This window comes from Caulobacter sp. GW821-FHT12A07 (assembly GCF_058807655.1).
Map to the genome: position 1 here is coordinate 48,131 of NZ_JBXAQX010000005.1, position 15,494 is coordinate 63,624.

General features: G+C 68.1%; 17 protein-coding genes. 8 read left to right on the top strand and 9 right to left on the bottom strand.

The genetic code is table 11. From position 1 onward, the window contains the following. Nucleotides 1–14 precede the first annotated feature (14 nt). The 3 genes from AC1RRS_RS11860 to AC1RRS_RS11870 are packed head-to-tail and all read right to left on the bottom strand — an operon-like array spanning nt 15 to nt 2,251. Nucleotides 15–596: an NUDIX hydrolase gene (locus AC1RRS_RS11860; RefSeq protein ID WP_492855345.1), complete on the bottom strand. Its 582-nt coding sequence runs from the start codon at nt 594–596 to the stop codon at nt 15–17. After that, nucleotides 593–1,594, bottom strand: coding sequence for an inorganic phosphate transporter (locus tag AC1RRS_RS11865; RefSeq protein WP_110122037.1), 1,002 nt, complete (start codon nt 1,592–1,594; stop codon nt 593–595). The genes AC1RRS_RS11860 and AC1RRS_RS11865 overlap by 4 nt, the downstream gene beginning before the upstream one ends. A gap of 12 nt (nt 1,595–1,606) precedes the next feature. Beyond that, nucleotides 1,607–2,251 carry a DUF47 domain-containing protein gene (locus tag AC1RRS_RS11870; protein ID WP_492855346.1) on the bottom strand — a complete coding sequence of 215 codons (645 nt, stop codon included), beginning with the start codon at nt 2,249–2,251 and terminating at the stop codon, nt 1,607–1,609. 225 nt (nt 2,252–2,476) lie between these two features. Here AC1RRS_RS11870 and AC1RRS_RS11875 point away from each other — a divergent pair, with 225 nt between their 5' ends. Together AC1RRS_RS11875 and AC1RRS_RS11880 are read left to right on the top strand one after the other, a co-directional pair. Beyond that, nucleotides 2,477–2,830, top strand: a complete 354-nt coding sequence (locus AC1RRS_RS11875; RefSeq protein WP_492855347.1) for a hypothetical protein — start codon at nt 2,477–2,479, stop codon at nt 2,828–2,830. Between the two features lie 98 nt (nt 2,831–2,928). After that, a complete protein-coding gene (locus AC1RRS_RS11880; RefSeq protein WP_492855348.1) occupies nt 2,929–4,161 on the top strand; it encodes an FAD-dependent oxidoreductase in 1,233 nt (410 codons plus the stop codon). A 958-nt stretch (nt 4,162–5,119) separates the two neighbouring features. On the opposite strand, the gene AC1RRS_RS11885 is transcribed toward AC1RRS_RS11880, so the two are convergent. Beyond that, complete coding sequence (locus AC1RRS_RS11885) at nt 5,120–5,242, bottom strand: hypothetical protein (RefSeq protein ID WP_487289282.1); 123 nt, start codon at nt 5,240–5,242, stop codon at nt 5,120–5,122. Nucleotides 5,243–5,400: 158 nt separating this feature from the next. Here AC1RRS_RS11885 and AC1RRS_RS11890 point away from each other — a divergent pair, with 158 nt between their 5' ends. Continuing rightward, nucleotides 5,401–6,720 (top strand): sugar MFS transporter, encoded by a 1,320-nt coding sequence (locus tag AC1RRS_RS11890; RefSeq protein WP_487289283.1) that lies wholly within the window; start codon nt 5,401–5,403, stop codon nt 6,718–6,720. A 9-nt stretch (nt 6,721–6,729) separates the two neighbouring features. Here AC1RRS_RS11890 and AC1RRS_RS11895 read toward each other — a convergent pair whose 3' ends face one another. Next, the gene (locus AC1RRS_RS11895; protein WP_492855349.1) at nt 6,730–7,716 is read right to left on the bottom strand and encodes a pectinesterase family protein; all 987 of its coding nucleotides are present in this window, start codon (nt 7,714–7,716) and stop codon (nt 6,730–6,732) included. 183 nt (nt 7,717–7,899) lie between these two features. On the opposite strand from AC1RRS_RS11895, the gene AC1RRS_RS11900 reads away from it, so the two are divergent. Then, entirely contained in the window at nt 7,900–8,439 is a 540-nt protein-coding gene (locus tag AC1RRS_RS11900; protein ID WP_492855350.1) for a hemerythrin domain-containing protein, read from the top strand. A 79-nt stretch (nt 8,440–8,518) separates the two neighbouring features. Here AC1RRS_RS11900 and AC1RRS_RS11905 read toward each other — a convergent pair whose 3' ends face one another. Then, nucleotides 8,519–8,776, bottom strand: a complete 258-nt coding sequence (locus AC1RRS_RS11905) for a GlsB/YeaQ/YmgE family stress response membrane protein (protein WP_487289288.1) — start codon at nt 8,774–8,776, stop codon at nt 8,519–8,521. Between the two features lie 528 nt (nt 8,777–9,304). Here AC1RRS_RS11905 and AC1RRS_RS11910 point away from each other — a divergent pair. Continuing rightward, nucleotides 9,305–10,663 (top strand): dicarboxylate/amino acid:cation symporter, encoded by a 1,359-nt coding sequence (locus AC1RRS_RS11910; protein WP_492855351.1) that lies wholly within the window; start codon nt 9,305–9,307, stop codon nt 10,661–10,663. Here the strand turns inward: AC1RRS_RS11910 and AC1RRS_RS11915 are convergent. From AC1RRS_RS11915 to AC1RRS_RS11925, 3 genes are all read right to left on the bottom strand, one after another. Next, nucleotides 10,650–11,507, bottom strand: coding sequence for an AraC family transcriptional regulator (locus AC1RRS_RS11915; protein ID WP_492855352.1), 858 nt, complete (start codon nt 11,505–11,507; stop codon nt 10,650–10,652). The genes AC1RRS_RS11910 and AC1RRS_RS11915 overlap by 14 nt on opposite strands. A gap of 189 nt (nt 11,508–11,696) precedes the next feature. Beyond that, nucleotides 11,697–12,212 (bottom strand): TIGR02281 family clan AA aspartic protease, encoded by a 516-nt coding sequence (locus tag AC1RRS_RS11920; RefSeq protein WP_110121651.1) that lies wholly within the window; start codon nt 12,210–12,212, stop codon nt 11,697–11,699. 289 nt (nt 12,213–12,501) lie between these two features. Then, nucleotides 12,502–12,729, bottom strand: coding sequence for a DUF1289 domain-containing protein (locus AC1RRS_RS11925; protein WP_110121652.1), 228 nt, complete (start codon nt 12,727–12,729; stop codon nt 12,502–12,504). Between the two features lie 89 nt (nt 12,730–12,818). Here AC1RRS_RS11925 and AC1RRS_RS11930 point away from each other — a divergent pair, with 89 nt between their 5' ends. From AC1RRS_RS11930 to AC1RRS_RS11940, 3 genes are all read left to right on the top strand, one after another. Then, nucleotides 12,819–13,148, top strand: a complete 330-nt coding sequence (locus AC1RRS_RS11930) for a hypothetical protein (RefSeq protein WP_487289292.1) — start codon at nt 12,819–12,821, stop codon at nt 13,146–13,148. A gap of 86 nt (nt 13,149–13,234) precedes the next feature. After that, nucleotides 13,235–14,125: a nicotinate-nucleotide--dimethylbenzimidazole phosphoribosyltransferase gene (locus AC1RRS_RS11935; protein ID WP_492855353.1), complete on the top strand. Its 891-nt coding sequence runs from the start codon at nt 13,235–13,237 to the stop codon at nt 14,123–14,125. Between the two features lie 135 nt (nt 14,126–14,260). After that, nucleotides 14,261–15,475 carry an acyl-CoA dehydrogenase family protein gene (locus AC1RRS_RS11940; protein WP_492855354.1) on the top strand — a complete coding sequence of 405 codons (1,215 nt, stop codon included), beginning with the start codon at nt 14,261–14,263 and terminating at the stop codon, nt 15,473–15,475. Nucleotides 15,476–15,494: the final 19 nt, after the last annotated feature.

The following is a 15,494-nucleotide window of genomic DNA, read 5'->3' on the forward strand; positions in this document are numbered from 1 at the left end:
GATTGTCCACAGCCTTAACGCTGTCGGCGCGCGCGTCCCCAGAGGGCGGTGACCCGCCGGCGCAGACGGCCAAACGCCACCTGGACAGGCGTCGGGGCCTGGTCGGGCTCGGGGCGCTCTTCGGCGGGCAGCTCCACGCCGGCGAAGCGGGCGATCAGGTCGCGCAGCTCCGGCTCCTGCACGGCCAGGGCGGCCTCGACCGGGCTCATCCACTTGAGGGTCCGCTGGCCCTTTTCCGGCCAGGTCGCGTGCTCGCCCGTGACCTGCATCGGATAGACGTCGACCTTGACCAGCCGGGCCGCGCCGCTCTTCAGCCGCTTGAGATATTCGTATTCGCCGAAGGCCGCCGGCGCGATCCGACCGTCCAGCCCGGCTTCCTCGTAGGCTTCCTGGGCCGCGGCCTGGGGATCGGCCTTGTCCTTCATCGGCCAGCCCTTGGGGATCACCCAGCGGCGGGTCTCGCGCGACGAGACGAGCAGAATCTCCAGCCCGGCGCCGTCGCCGCGCCAGGGCAGGGCGGCGACCTGGCGACGCTTGCCGCCGCCCTTGCCGCTCCCTTGGCTTCCGCCGGTCTGCTTGACCGTCCCGTCCGTCACTTCATCCAGAACCCGAGATAATAGAACAGCGCCGCCGTCAGGGCCGCCGCCGGAAGCGTGATGACCCAGGCCACGACGATGTTCTTGGCCACACCCCAGCGCACCGCCGAGACCCGGCGCGAAGCGCCGACGCCCACAATAGCGCCCGTGATGGTGTGAGTCGTCGATACAGGAACGCCGATGTGCGTGGCGAGGAACAAAGTGATCGCGCCGCCGGTCTCCGCGCAGAAACCCTGCATCGGCGTCAGGCGGGTGATCTTGCTGCCCATGGTGTGCACGATCCGCCAGCCGCCGAACAGCGTGCCCAGCCCCATCGCCGTCTGGCAGGCCAGCACCACCCAGAACGGGATGTGCCCCGGCTGGTGCGTGGCGCCGTGGGCGAACAGCAGGGCGGCGATGATGCCCATGGTCTTCTGCGCGTCGTTGCCGCCATGGCCCAGGCTGTAGAGCGCGGCCGAAACGAACTGCAGCTTGCGGAACACCCGGTCGGCGAAGAACGGCGAGGTCTTCACGAAGGTCCAGGAGACGATCAGCACCAGGATCAGGGCCAGCACGAAGCCGAAGGTCGGCGACACCACGATGCCGGCCGCGGTCTTGCCCAGGCCCGCCCATTGGATGGCGCCCAGGCCTCCGACCTTGGCGACCGACGCGCCGACCAGCCCGCCGATTAGGGCGTGCGAGCTGGAGGAGGGGATGCCCGCCCACCAGGTCAGCAGGTTCCAGCTGATCGCGCCGCCCAGGGCGCCGAAGATCAGGCGGTCGCTGATGATGTGCGGATCGACGATGCCCGAGCCGACCATCTTGGCCACGCTGGTGCCGAAGAACATGAAGGCGATGAAGTTGAAGAACGCCGCCCAGATCACCGCCCACTTGGCCGACAGCACGCGGGTGGAGACGATGGTGGCGATCGAGTTGGCCGCGTCGTGCAGGCCGTTCAGGAAGTCGAACGCCAGGGCGACGACGACCAGGAACACCAGGATGAGAAGGGTCGGGTCCACGGGGCGGGCCTCTTAGACCTGCTCGACCACGATGCCGCTGATGCGGTTGGCCACGTCCTCGAAGCGGTCGACCACCTTTTCCAGGTGGCTGTAGATGTCGATGCCGACGATGAAGGCCATCGGGTCGGCGTCGCGGTGGGCCAGGAACAGCTCCTTGCGGCCCAGGTCGTACATCTGGTCGGCCTGTTCCTCGATCTGGGTGATCTTCACGGCCAGGTCGCTCAGGCGCTGGGCGTTGTTGCGCATCTTGGGCAGCAGCGACACGGCCTCGGCCGTCAGGTCGGCGGCCTGGACGATGATCTGCGCCATCGCCTTCATCTGCGGCTCGAAGGTCTTGACCTCGAACAGGCTGACCACCTTGGCGGTCTTGCGCATCTGGTCGATGGCGTCGTCCAGCGACGTCGTCAGGTCCTGGATGTCACTACGATCGAAGGGGGTGATGAAGCTGCGGCGGACGGCCTGCATCACCTGGCGGGTGATCTCGTCGGCCTCTTCCTCGTGCAGGTTCACCCGCTGGGTGGCCGCCTCGATGCTGTCGGCGCCGCTCATCAGGTCGCTCAGCGCCTTTGAGCCCGCCACCAGCGTCTGGGCGTGCTGCGAGAAAAGGTCGAAGAACCGGTCTTCCTTCGGCATGATCGCCCGGAACAAACCCAGCATGGTCGCTTCATCCTCTTGTTCGAAGCGCGGCAACGAAAAACGCGGACGTCCGTATCGGGAGCATCCGCGTCATTGGCCGGAGCGGAACCACGGAAGAGCCGGCCGTTCAAGCCCCTCTGTGAAACTTTTGTGACAGTCGCGACGTCAGGGTCGGCCTGGCCGGACGCTTGCGTCGATGCGCCGGCGCGACCTAAACCCCATGGCGAACAGGACGCGGGGGCGAACATGTGGCGTATCTTGGCCTTGATGGCGTTGGCGGCGCTTGCTTCGTTTCAGGCCTTCGACGCCTTGCGGGGCGGACGTCTCGAGTCGACCATCCTGCTGCCGTTGATGCTGCTGATCGCGGTCGGTCTCTGGCGGCGCAAGCGCTGGACCGTGGCCAGCCTGGCGACCCTGGCCTACGCCAACACGGCGACCCTCCTGGCGACCGTGATCATCACCAACCGCGGCCAGCTGTTTTCGGGCTCCGTGATGCAGCTGATATTGAATTGGATCCCCGCCGTCGCATGGCTGTCGGCCTGGAGCTTCGCCGCCTACGCCGCCCACCGGGCGGCGCGGGAAGTCGGCGCCGCGACATAGCGTCCCAAGCGGCCGCAAAACCCTTCGCCGGCCCAAATCTAAACAACGTTCTTAACCTTGCCGTCCGATCCTCGAAGCCTGAATTCGGGGAGGCCAAGATGGGCGAACACGTCGAGACGCTGGTGATCGGGGCCGGGCCCGCCGGGCTTTCGGCCGCTCACGCCCTGGCCTGCGCCGGCCGCACGGTGACCGTGATCGACGCCGACGCGATCGGCGGCGCCGCCCGCACCCTTTCCTTCGATGGCTTCCGCCTCGACGTCTCCGGCCGCCGGCTGAGCTCGGCCGATCCGGCCATCCGCGCCTTCTGGACGGCCCTGCTGCCGAACGACCTGGTCGAGGCCCCCAGCGCCATGCGTCTCGAAGGCGAGCGGGCGGCCCGCGGCCGTCCCGGCGCCGCCATCGGCGCGCTGCTGACCGCCAGGCTGCGCCCGATCGCCAATTCCAAGACGCTGAGCGAGTGGCTGACCCGCCGCTTCGGCCGTCGCGTCGCCCGCCGCCTGGGCGACTACGCCCACAAGCTCTGGGCGCTGCGTCCGGAAGAGACCCCGGCCCAGCCGGCCTGTCCCAGCTTCCAGTCCGAAACCGGCTCTCTTCCGCGCCTGGGTACGGGCCAGCTGTGGGACGCCTGCGCCCAGGTCATTCGCGCCGCCGGCGGCGAGATCCAGCTGGGCCTCAAGGCCACCGGCCTGCGCCGCGACCGCGCCACCGGCGTCTGGACCGTCACGGCTGAAACCGGGGAGGGGGCGACCCAGGCCTTCACCGCCGATCAAGTGATCTCGACCATGCCGCTGCGCGAGCTGATGGGCGCGCTGTCGCCCACGCCGATCAGCCTCTTCCACGCCTGCGAGCTGATGTATCGCGACCAGGTCACCGTCGCCTTCGCCGCCAAGCCTGGCCGCCGCCGCGCCCCGGCGCTTGCCGAGATCCACGATCCGCAGATCAAGGCGGCCCGCGCCCGCGGTCTCGACGGGGGCGCTCTGGCGCTCGACTACTATTGCTTCGAAGGCGACGCCACCTGGGTCTCCGACGACGGCGCCTTGATCGCCCAGGCCGTCGCCGAGGCCGCGCGCCTTGGCCTGATCGCGCCGGGCTCGGCCCGCGACGCCCAGGTCGTGCGCCAGCGCAAGGTCCACCCGATCCACGACGAGTGCTGCGACGAGCATCTGAAGATGATCGGCCTGGACCTGCGGCTCCACTTCGCCGGCCTGCACCTGGCCGGCCGCGCCGGAACCCACGGCGACAGCGCCGACGACCAGTCCATCCGCACCGGCCTCTCCGCCGCCGCCAACGTCCTGGCCCGCGTCCTGGCGCCGGTGAGGGTGGCGGCGTAGCCCCAAGGTTTCTTCTGCCTGGGGTGGGGCTGAGCTCGCCCCATTCCCCCTCCCGTAAAATCCCCGCGTAAGCAGAGCCGCCTGATCCCTCTCCCCTTGCGGGAGAGGGTGGCCTGCGAAGCAGGTCGGGTGAGGGGTCTCTCAAAAATCAAAGCCGCGTACAGCGGTCAGGCCGGGCGGAGCGTCTCAAGTCTGAGAGACCCCTCATCCGTCGGCCTTCGGCCGCCACCTTCTCCCGCAAGGGGAGAAGGATCGTTGACGGGGATAGAGCGCCCTCAATCCCCGGCGATCTCGGATCAAACCCCAACCAATCCAACCCCTTAAAACTTTCTCAGCGCTCCGGATCAGACGCGCTGAAACCCGCTGCATAATCAGAGCTGTCCCGTCGCAGGGAGAGGGCGCAAGGATCCGGCCCGAAGCGTGCGACGTGGATGCGATCGAGCGGGGCTGAAGGAGCGGCGAGAGCCGGGCCTGAAGGCTTAAATGAGGGTGGGGGACGTAAACCCATCCATCGGGGGTCCGCCCAATAGGCTCCCGCCCGTCCAAGGGTTCGCGCCCTGACGCACTTCTGGCCGCATGAACGGGGGAGCCTTGCGTGGGGAAGGGGTGAAGGGCGGAAAAGGCCCGCGCGCCCCGGCCTGAGGCACAACGATCGCGCGGGGCGTTCTGTCTCGTCGAAACGGTATTCAAACTCACAGCTCCGGGCGAGGCCCGGACGCCCCGCGCCCTCTCCGATCAACTCAGCGGTTCACCGCGTGAGCGTAAAGCCGCGCGTCCGGGAACCTCCCCCTCTGGGGGAGGCGGCCGAAGGCCGGTGGGGGGCCGTTTTCAGTTTTCGAGGCGTTGGCCATTCTCGCGCCAACTCCCCCCTCCGATCGCTGCGCGATCGCCTCCCCCACAGGGGGAGGTTCCTCGCAAAACGGCCGCCACCTTCTCCCGCAAGGGAAGAAGGACCCGCTTACTCCGGCCGCTTCAGGTTCCGCGCGCCCCAGCAGGCCAGATGCACGAAGGCGTCGGCCAGGCCGATCGCGGCGACCATCGCCACGATCCCGCACGACACCACGACGACGATCGAAGACATGCCCGTTCTCCCAGCTTTCGGCTGAACGGCGAAGCTGGCCCTGCGGTTCCGCTTGATACCGGTCCCAACAGGAAGAAACGGGCTTAGAGGTTGACAACGTTGTCACGTTCGGGGCGACTACGGCGTCCCGCGAAGACGGACATGGGGAGTGAAAACAGATGGCAGGCATGGGCGGCGCGGCCCCGGTGAACGGCGGCGCGGACGGAAAAGGGGCGGCTCTGCTGCCCTTCGTGATTCTTCTCTTCTTCGCCTGGGGCTTCTCGACCTGCCTGGTCGACCTCGTGGCCCCGGCGCTGAAGTCGCTGTTCTCGCTGACCAACTTCGAAGCGGGCCTGACCCAGTTCGCCTTCTTCATCGGCTACGCCGTCGTCTCGCTGCCGGCGAGCTTCCTGCTGGCCAAGGTCGGTTATCTGCGCACCGTCGTCGTCGGCCTGCTGGTCATGATGGTCGGCTGCCTGATGTTCGCCCCCGCCGCCAACGCCGGCGTCTATGAAGGCTTCCTGGCCGCCCTGTTCGTGCTGGCCTCGGGCATCACCATCCTGCAGGTCGCCGCCAACCCGCTGGTCGCTATCCTCGGCAAGAGCGAGACCGCCTCGGCCCGCCTGACCTTCGCGCAGTTCCTGAACTCGTTCGGCACCTTCCTGGCGCCCTTCGTCGGCTCGGCCCTGATCCTCAGCCACATCGAGAAGGCCCCGGACCCGGCCACCCTGACCGCCGTCCAGCTGGCGGCCGTGCGCCATTCCCAGGCCCAGGCCGTGCAGACGCCCTACCTGATCATCGCCGGCGTGCTGCTGGCCCTGGCCGTGCTGTTCTGGCTGCTGCGCAAGAACACCTCCGCCCCGCAGGCCGAGAAGGCCGTCGGCGTCGGCGAGATGCTGGGCATGCTGAAGTACAAGCGCCTGGCCTTCGCCGTGCTTTGCATCTTCGTCTATGTCGGCGCCGAGGTGTCGATCGGCACCTACATGACCAGCTACCTGACCCAGTCCAACACCCTGGGCCTGACGCTGGCCAAGGCCGGAAGCATGGTCGCCTTCTACTGGGGCGGCGCCATGGTCGGCCGCCTGGTCGGCTCGTTCGTCCTGGCCAAGGTGTCGCCGGGCAAGGTGCTGGCGATCGCCTCGCTGGCCGCCATCGTGCTGATCCTGGTCTCGGCCTTCAGCGTCGGCCCGCAGGCCGGCTACGCCCTGATCGCCATCGGCTTCTTCAACTCGATCATGTTCCCGACCATCTTCACCCTCGGCATCGAGGGGATGGGCCACCGCACGCCGCAGGCCTCGGGCCTGCTGTGCATGGCCATCGTCGGCGGCGCCCTGGTTCCGCCGGCCACCGGCTGGCTGGGCGACCATTACGGCCTGGGCCTGGCCTTCCTGCTGCCGGCCGTCTGCTACCTGGTCATCGCCGCCTTCGGCTGGTCGGCCCGCAAGCCGGCGCCGGCGCTGTTCGTCCAGGACGAACTGGCTCCGGCCGCGGCCGAGTAGGTCGCTCTATCAGAACCGGCCGGGCCTCCACCCGTCCGGACCCGACAGAAAGCGGCGGGGCGCCCAGCGCTCCGCCGTCTTCGCGTCCAGGGCGTGGGCGGTCGGCTCGCGCGCGGCGGGGTCCGCTCCGCGCCCGGTCGAGGCGTATTCGGCGTAGTAGGCCGTCTTGAAGGTCTCGGTCTTGCCCGGCGTCCATTCCCGCCAGCCCTTGGGCTGCAAATCAGCGTCGATCTTCGTGCGCAGGAACACGACGGTCGCATAGGGCCGCCAAGCCCGGCCCAGCCAGAGTTCGCCCACCTTCGGGTCGGCGGTGATCGTGCAGCGGTCGAAGACGTAGCCGCTGTCCTGCTCTGGCGCGTTCTTGCTCTGGGCGGTGATCATCACCGTGGCGTTGGCGATCCCGTGGATCGTGCAGCGGTCGAAGACGGCCTTGCTGTCGCCGAAGATGAAATCGACGTGGCCCTCGATGTAGCAGTCGCGGAAGTACTGCCGGCTCGGCGGCCTGCCCTTGCGGCTGGCGGCGTAGAGCGTGTCCTGCGCGCCCAGAAGGCGCACCTTGTAGAGCTGAGCCCGGTCGCCCATCAGAGCCAGGGCCACGGCCTGCGAGGGCTGGGCTTTCTTGAGATGATAGTCGTTCTGGATGGACAGGTTGCGGGCCAGGAAATCGTCGCCCGACACCGTCACCGAGGAGGATTTCAGCGTCCCGCCGACCGTCGCCGAGGCGTCGCCATAGACCAGCACCACGTCCTGCGGCCGCTTGCCCTTGCCGACCAGCCGCACGCCGTTTCGCGGGATCGACAGCTTCTCGCGATAGGTCCCCGGCGCGATGTCGATCTCGCCGCCGCCGTCGGGCAGGGCGTCGATCGCGGCCTGCAGGGTCCGGTGATCGGCCTTGCCGTCGACGGCCACGGTCAGACGCAGCGGCGCGGCCCCGACCAGGACGGTCAGGGCCGTGGCCGCCAGGGCGAGCCGCCTGGCGAAACTGGAAATGGTCATGGCCCGCGTCCTCCCCGGATCGTTTCGCCAAGGAATATGACACCGGTAGACATCTGGCCAGCAGGATCAATCAGCGTCGGCTATCCGACGGAAGATATTGAGAAATGTTCGCACGGAACGTCCGTGTCGGCGCGAGGGTTTGAATGACCAGTCGGGGAAGCTGAACACTCAGGGAGACGCCACATGGCCGCAGCCGCCAAGTCCACCTCGAAAGCCAAGTCCAAGTCCGCCTCGGCCCGCCGCACGCGCCGCACCGGCCGTCGCGATCCTCTGGCGATCCGCCTGCTGAAGGCCGACCATCGCGAGGTCGAGGCGATGTTCGACGAGTACGAGCAGCTGGAAAGCGACGCCGAGAAGCTGGCGCTGTTCAACAAGATCGCTCTGGCCCTCAAGGTCCACACCCAGATCGAGGAGGAGATCCTCTATCCGGAAAGCCGCGGCGAGGTGGAGGACGACCTGCTGGACGAAGCCTATGTCGAGCACGACGGGGCCAAGAAGCTGATCGCCGAGATCGAGGCGATGCGGCCGTCCGAGGAGTTCTACGACGCCAAGGTCAAGGTGCTGGGCGAGTACATCAAGCACCACGTCAAGGAAGAGGAGCAGCCCGGCGGCGTGTTCGCCCAGGCCAAGCAGGGCGACGAGGACCTCGAGGCAATGGGCGAGCGGCTCGAAGCCCGCAAGGCCGAGCTGATGGAAGAGCTCGGCGGCGAGAAGACCCACTGACGACGCCCTGCCGACACGCAAATAAAACGCCCCCGGCCGGATGGCCGAGGGCGTCTTTCGTTCGACGGGGTGGTCGCGACTAGAGTGCGCGGCGTCCGGCCAGCAGGTGGTAGATGGCCAGAACGATCACCGCGCCGACGGTCGCCACCAGCAGGCTGTAGAGATTGAAGCCCGAGACGCCCGAAGCGCCGAACTGGTTGAACACGAAGCCGCCGACCAGAGCGCCGACGATGCCGAGCACCAGGTCGACAAGCAGACTACCGCCAGTGCGGCTTACGAGTTTGCTGGCGATGAAGCCGGCCACGAGACCCAGAACGATCCAGGCGAGAATGGACATGAGCGCCTCCTGAACATTTCCTGGCGCGCCTTGGCGCGTCCGATGCAGAAGAAAGGCGCTGATCAAGACTTCGTTCCGACACGATCGCGTGTGTGGCCCCGCGAAAACATGGGGCGAGGAACGGAACTTCTTGGCGTGGCGCTCAGCGCTTGCCGATGCGGGCCTGGATCACCGCCAGCAGCTTCTCGGCGGGCGCGCGGCCCAGGACGATGAACAAGGCGGAGCCGATGATCGCGCCGATCAGGAAGGAGGTGCTCATGGCGGCTCCGAGGGTAAGCGGACGGGAGGAGGAAGCGCTTCCAGCCTAGGGGGCGCGATCGGGGTTTACCATGCGACATGCCGCCGCCGCGCCCTCTTGCAGCTTGGCTGGCGCCCGATCGCACAAAAACTGGTTCGACCGCGCGCTTCATATGCGCGAGCAGGAAAATTCCAGATTTCCGGCGTGTCTGCATACGCAGCGACCCGGCATCCGATGTTTTATGAGTTTTGGGGCGGTGTGAGCCGTCTCTTATGAGCAGGAAACAACCCATGGCCCAGGCGACCGCCCCCTCCAGCCGCTTCATCAGCGGCTTCGGCGTCCAGGTGCTGGTCGGCATGCTCGCCGGACTGGGCCTTGGCCTGCTCGCGCGCCGGCTGGGCGTCGAGGAAGGGCAGGCGGGTCACGCCCTGGCCGAGGTCCTGCATCAGGTCGGTTCGATCTTCATTCAGCTTCTGCGCGTGCTGGTGCCGCCTCTGGTGTTCACGGCCATCGTCGCCAGCATCGCCAACCTGCGCGAACTGCAGAACGCCGCGCGCCTGGTCTGGAAGACCCTGCTGTGGTTCGCGATCACCGCCCTGATCGCCGTTGCCATCGGCATCACCCTCGGCGTCGTGCTGAAGCCGGGCGCGCACGCCGTGCTCGACGCCGCGACCGCCGCCGCGCCGCGCACCAACGGCTCGTGGCTCGACTTCCTGACCGGGCTCATCCCGTCCAACATCCTGGGCCTGAACGCCTCGACCAAGGTCGGCGACAGCGGCGCCAGCACCTCGCTGTCGTTCAACGTGTTGCAGATCCTGGTCATCTCGCTGGCCGCCGGCATCGCCGCCCTGCGCGTGGGTCCGGCCGGCGAAGGCTTCCTGGCCTTCAACGCCTCGGCCCTGGCGGTCGTGCGCAAGGTGCTGGGCTGGGTGATCCGCCTGACGCCGATCGGCACCGTGGGCCTGCTCGGCAACGCCGTCGCCCAGTACGGCTGGACGACGCTGGGCCAACTCGGCGCCTTCACCGGCGCGATCTATATCGGCCTCGGCCTGGTGCTGTTCGTCGTCTATCCGATCCTGCTGACCGCGCACGGCCTCAACCCGCTGAAGTTCTTCGCCAGCGCCTGGCCGGCGATCCAGCTAGCGTTCGTCTCGCGCTCGTCGATCGGCACCCTGCCGGTGACCGAGACGGTGACCGAGGCGGGCCTGGGCGTGCCGCGGGCCTACGCCGCCTTCGCCGTGCCCCTGGGCGCGACCACCAAGATGGACGGCTGCGCGGCCATCTATCCGGCCCTGTCGGCGATCTTCATCGCCCAGTTCTACCACCTGCCGCTGGGCGTGGCCGACTATGCCCTGATCGTCGCCGTCTCGGTGCTGGGCTCGGCCGCCACGGCCGGCCTGACGGGCGCGACGGTCATGCTGACCCTGACCCTGTCGACCCTTGGCTTGCCGCTGGAAGGCGCGGGCCTGCTGCTGGCCATCGACCCGATCCTCGACATGGGCCGCACGGCCGTGAACGTCGCCGGCCAGGCCCTGGTGCCGACCCTGGTGGCCAAGCAGGAAGGCATTCTCGACCAGGCCGTCTACGACGCGGCCGCCGGCGTCGCCCCTGAAGGCTCCCTGGAGGAAGGCGCCGTCACGCAGTCCTGACGAGTTCCGGCCGAGCCCGCAGCCGCGTGGCGTCGCGCAGCGGTGGAGCGCCGAACAGCCGGGCGTATTCGCGGCTGAACTGCGAGGGGCTGTCGTAGCCGACGTTGTGCCCGGCGGTGGCCGCGTCCAGGCCCTGGGCCAGGATCAACCGGCGGGCCTCCTGCAGGCGCAGCTGCTTCTGATACTGCAGCGGGCTCATCGCCGTGACGGCCTTGAAGTGCTGGTGCAGGGCCGAAGGGCTCATCCGCGCCTCGGAGGCCAGCGTCTCCATCCGGAACGGCAGGTGATAGTTGGTCCTCAGCCAGTGGATGGCGCGGGAGACCTGGCCCAGCCGGCTTTCGCAGGCGGCGATCTCGCGTAGGCGCGGGCCCTGGTCGGTGCGCAGCAGCCGGTAGAGGATCTCGCGCTGGATCAGCGGCGCGAGGACAGGGATATCGCCCGGCGTCTCCAGCAGGCGGACGAGCCGCACCGTCGCGTCGAGCAGCTCCGGCGTCGTCTCGCTCAGCGCCATGCCGGGCGCCGGGGCGTTGCGGACCGGGCCGGGGTCGATCTCCAGGATCAGTTCGTTCAGCCGGCGCGGGTCGATGTCGAGCCGCACGCAGAGATAGGGCGCGTCTTCGCTGGCCTCGATGACCTGGCCGACCACGGGCACATCGACCGAGACCACCAGGAACCGGGCGTGGTCATAGACATAGACCTCTTCGCCCAGCATCACCTGCTTGCGGCCCTGAGCGATGATGCAGACGGCCGCCTCGTGCACGCCGTGCACCGGCGGGCTGGGCTGCGACATGCGGGCCAGCCACATGCCCGGGATGGCGGTGGGATGCACGCCGTCCGCCGGCATGGATCGTTCAATCGCCTCGGCTAGGGCCGGATGGCGAGGGCAGCCGACAGGCGTCGACGCTGGGGAGGTTTGCATGACGATAGGTTAGCGCCGCGGGGCGTGGAGGCCAATGGCGGCGAGCACGGTTCTGCGGGATCGTGCAAGAATTCCGGGCGATCATGCGCCCGGCCTAGAAACAGGGGTGTGGGCTCAGGGGTGCAGGATCAGCGATCGCGGGGTCGCCTCGAAGCGCGACAGCCGGCCCAGATAGCTCATGCCCAGCAGCGAGGTCTCCAGGCCGCTCTCGATCACCAGGGCGTCGACATTGGCCACCTTGGCGCCGGCGATGGCGACGCTGCCCAGCTTGACCGAGGCGGCGCGGGTGCGGCCGTCGGCGGTGACCACGTCGTACTCGTAGTTCAGCTTGGCGACGTCGATGCCCAGGCGCTGGGCGTCGGCCTTGCTCAGCGAGACGGCGGTGGCGCCGGTGTCGACCAGGAATCGCACGGCGCGGCCGTCGACCTTGGCCTCGGCCCAGAAGTGGCCGTCGGGGCCCTTGGTCAGCTGCGCGGCGCCGGCGTCGCCCAGGGTGGCGGCGGCCGCGGTGGCAGGACCCGGTGACGATTGACGCAGCGAACTGTCCAGCGAGGTCACGGCCTTGGCCGCACCTACCGCCGACAACGCACCGACAATCGCGATCGCCGTGAACTTGAGCATCGAAAGCACCCCGCCTTGCAGGCTTTTCGGCCGTTTCTACGACCATTGACTGCACAGTAGCGCGAAAGGCGTTTTCAAGCCGTGAATCGGAATGCGGATTTACTTGGTTAACAAAGTGTCTTCAGGATTCCCAGTTAACTCGTCGTAACATTCCATCCGCAACATGTAATAAAGTTCATTGACTGGATTTAACTTCAAAGCTCAGCCCCAAGGTCGCATGTTCACCAGCGTTGAAAAGACGCCTCGGGAACAACCTTGATGCAGAGCCTGAAGATACTTTCAAGAACCTGAGGATGCTTCAACCGCGCGAAGCCGACTGGGCGGCCATCAGGCTCTCCATCGGATCGGGGCGAAGGGGCAGGGCGGTCATGATCGCCGCGCGCTCCTCGTCGCTGTAGCGCGACCAGCCGGCGATCTCCTGCAGGGTCCGTCGGCAACCGAGACAGAAGCCGCTCGCGCCATCCACCGCGCACACCTTCACGCAAGGGGTGACGATCGGACGGGGAGGGCGGTTCTCGGAAGTCATGACCGAATGTCGCCGTACGCGGCGTCGCGCGCAAGCCGCTCGACGTCCAGCGATCGCGCGGCCCGATTTCAACCACTGGGGACAATGCCATGCGCACCACCGTCATCCTGCTCGCCGCCGCCTCGCTCGCCGCCGTCGCCGCGCCGGCCCTGGCCGCCGAACGCCTGAACGACGCTCAGTTCGTCCGCGCCAACCGCTGCCTGGGTCTGACCGAAACCAAGGCCTTGGGCGAAGCCGATCCGACCGCCCTGAAATCGCTGATCAAGACTCAGCGTCAGGGACGCCACAGCTCGACCGAAGACCGCGCGGACAGCGCCCGCCTGGACGCCAAGCGCGAAGCCGCCAACGCCGAGGGCGCCGCCAAGTCGGCCCTGGTCGAGGAGCGCGACGGCGCCTGCAAGTCGCTGGGCCAAAGCTGATCTCGCGGGCCTGATTTCTTCGCATCGCGCCAACAATCTGGCGCGATGCGCTTGCATCGGGCGCGGACGGGTTTAAGTCCGCGCCCATGACCGCTTCCGCCGCCGCTTCGCCCTTCGCCGACATCCGCCGCCTGGCCGCCGACCTTCCCGCGCCGGGCGTCTTCGTCCCTCCGGCCGACGGCGGCCGTCTGGCCGAGATTTCGGCCTGGCTGACGGCCTGGACCGGCCGCAATCCCCCTTCGGTCAACCGGCCGGTTATCGCCCTCTATGCCGGCGCTCGGCAGGGTGTCGGTCCGCGCGGTTACGCTCGCGATCGCCTTGAAGCCGTCGCCTCGGGCGGCGCGACCGTCTGCCGCCTGGCCGGCGCCCAGGGCGCGGGCCTGGAGGCCTTCGACCTCGCCATCGACCGCCCGACGCCCGACGCGCGCCAGAAGGCCTCGATGAGCGAGAAGGAATGCGCCGCGACCATGGCCTTCGGCATGGAAGCCCTGGCCAAGCAGCCCGACCTGCTGATCCCCGGCGTGATCGCCGCCGAAGCCCATCGTGACGCCGCCGCCATCGCCCTGGCCCTGTTCGGCGGCGAAGCCGGCGACTGGACCGAGGCGACCGCCGACGTTTCCGCCGCCGTCGAGCGCGCGCGTGGCGAGGGCGATCTCTCCGATCCGCTGGAGGTCCTGCGCCAGTTGGGCGGCCGCGAGACCGCCGCCGTCGCCGGGGCCATCCTGGCCGCCCGCGTCCAGAAGATCCCGGTTCTGCTCGACGGCTACGCCGCCGCGGCCGCCGCCGCCGTGCTGCACGCCATCGATCCCGACCTGATCGCCCACGCCGTCGCCGCGCATGTCGCCGGCCCGGGCCACGCCCGCCTGCTGGAGAAGCTGGGCAAGTCGCCGCTGCTGTCGCTGGAGATCGAGGGCGAGGAAGGCGTCGGCGGCGCATCTGCCGTGGCGCTCGTGCGCCTGGCCTGCGAGGTTCGCTGACGTACTTCCCGAAGCTTGGGTGAACGCCGTTTACGTTGACCCAAGCGTCATCTTTCCAAACGCTCGTTTGGCTCCTATCATCGCCCCGAAACAACAGAGAAGGCCGCCCCAGTCGGCCATGTTCGGGAGCCTGCCATGAACCTCGACTTTTCGCCTGAAGACCTGGCCTTCCGCGACGAGGTTCGCGCCTTCATCGCCCAGAACTACCCCGAGGGCCTGCGCGAGCGGCAGGAGGAGGGCGAGGAGATGTCCAAGGAGGACTTCCTCTCCTGGCACCGCACGCTCGCCAAGAAGGGCTGGGTCGCCCCGGCCTGGCCCCAGAAGTACGGCGGCCCGGGCTGGACCTCGGTTCAGCGCTACATCTGGTCGGAAGAGACCGCCCGCGCCGACTGCGTGCCGATCCTGCCCTTCGGCATCAACATGGTCGGGCCGGTGATCTACACCTTCGCCACGCCCGAGCAGAAGGAACGTTTCCTGCCGCCGACCCTGTCGGGCGAGATCTGGTGGGCCCAGGGCTACAGCGAGCCGGGCGCCGGCTCCGACCTGGCCAGCCTCAAGACCAAGGCCGAGCGCTTCAACGGCGACGACGGCAAGGAATACTATCTGGTCAACGGCCAGAAGACCTGGACCACCCTGGCCCAGCACGGCGACTGGATCTTCTGCCTGGTCCGCACCGACCCGAACGCCAAGATCCAGGAAGGCATCTCGTTCCTGCTGATCGACATGAAGTCGCCGGGCGTCACCGTGCGCCCGATCATCACCCTGGGCGGCGAGCACGAGGTCAACGAAGTCTGGCTCGAGAACGTCAAGGTGCCGGTCGAGAACCGCATCTTCGACGAGAACAAGGGCTGGACCTGCGCCAAGTTCCTGCTGGCCCACGAGCGCTCCGGCATCGCCGGTGTCGCCCGTTCCAAGCGCGGCATCGAACGCATCCGCGCCATCGCCTCGACCGAGCTTTCGGACGACGGCGACGCGCTGATCAAGGACCCGATGTTCAAGCGCAAGATCTCCGAACTGGAGATCGACCTGACGGCGCTGGAATACACCGAACTGCGCACCCTGGCGGGCGAGGCCGCCGGCAAGGGCCCCGGTCCCGAATCCAGCGTCCTGAAGATCAAGGGCACCGAGATCCAGCAGCGGATCACCGAATTGGCCCTCGAGGCGGCCGGCCACTATGGCGCGCCCTATTTCCGCGGTTTCCCGAAGGACGGCGACAACGCCCACCCCATCGGCCCCGACTTCGCCCACCGCGCCGCGCCGACCTATTTCAACGTCCGCAAGACCTCGATCTACGGCGGCTCCAACGAGATCCAGCGCAACATCATCGCCAAGATGGTGCTCGGTCTCTGACGTCTTCTCCCTCCCCGGA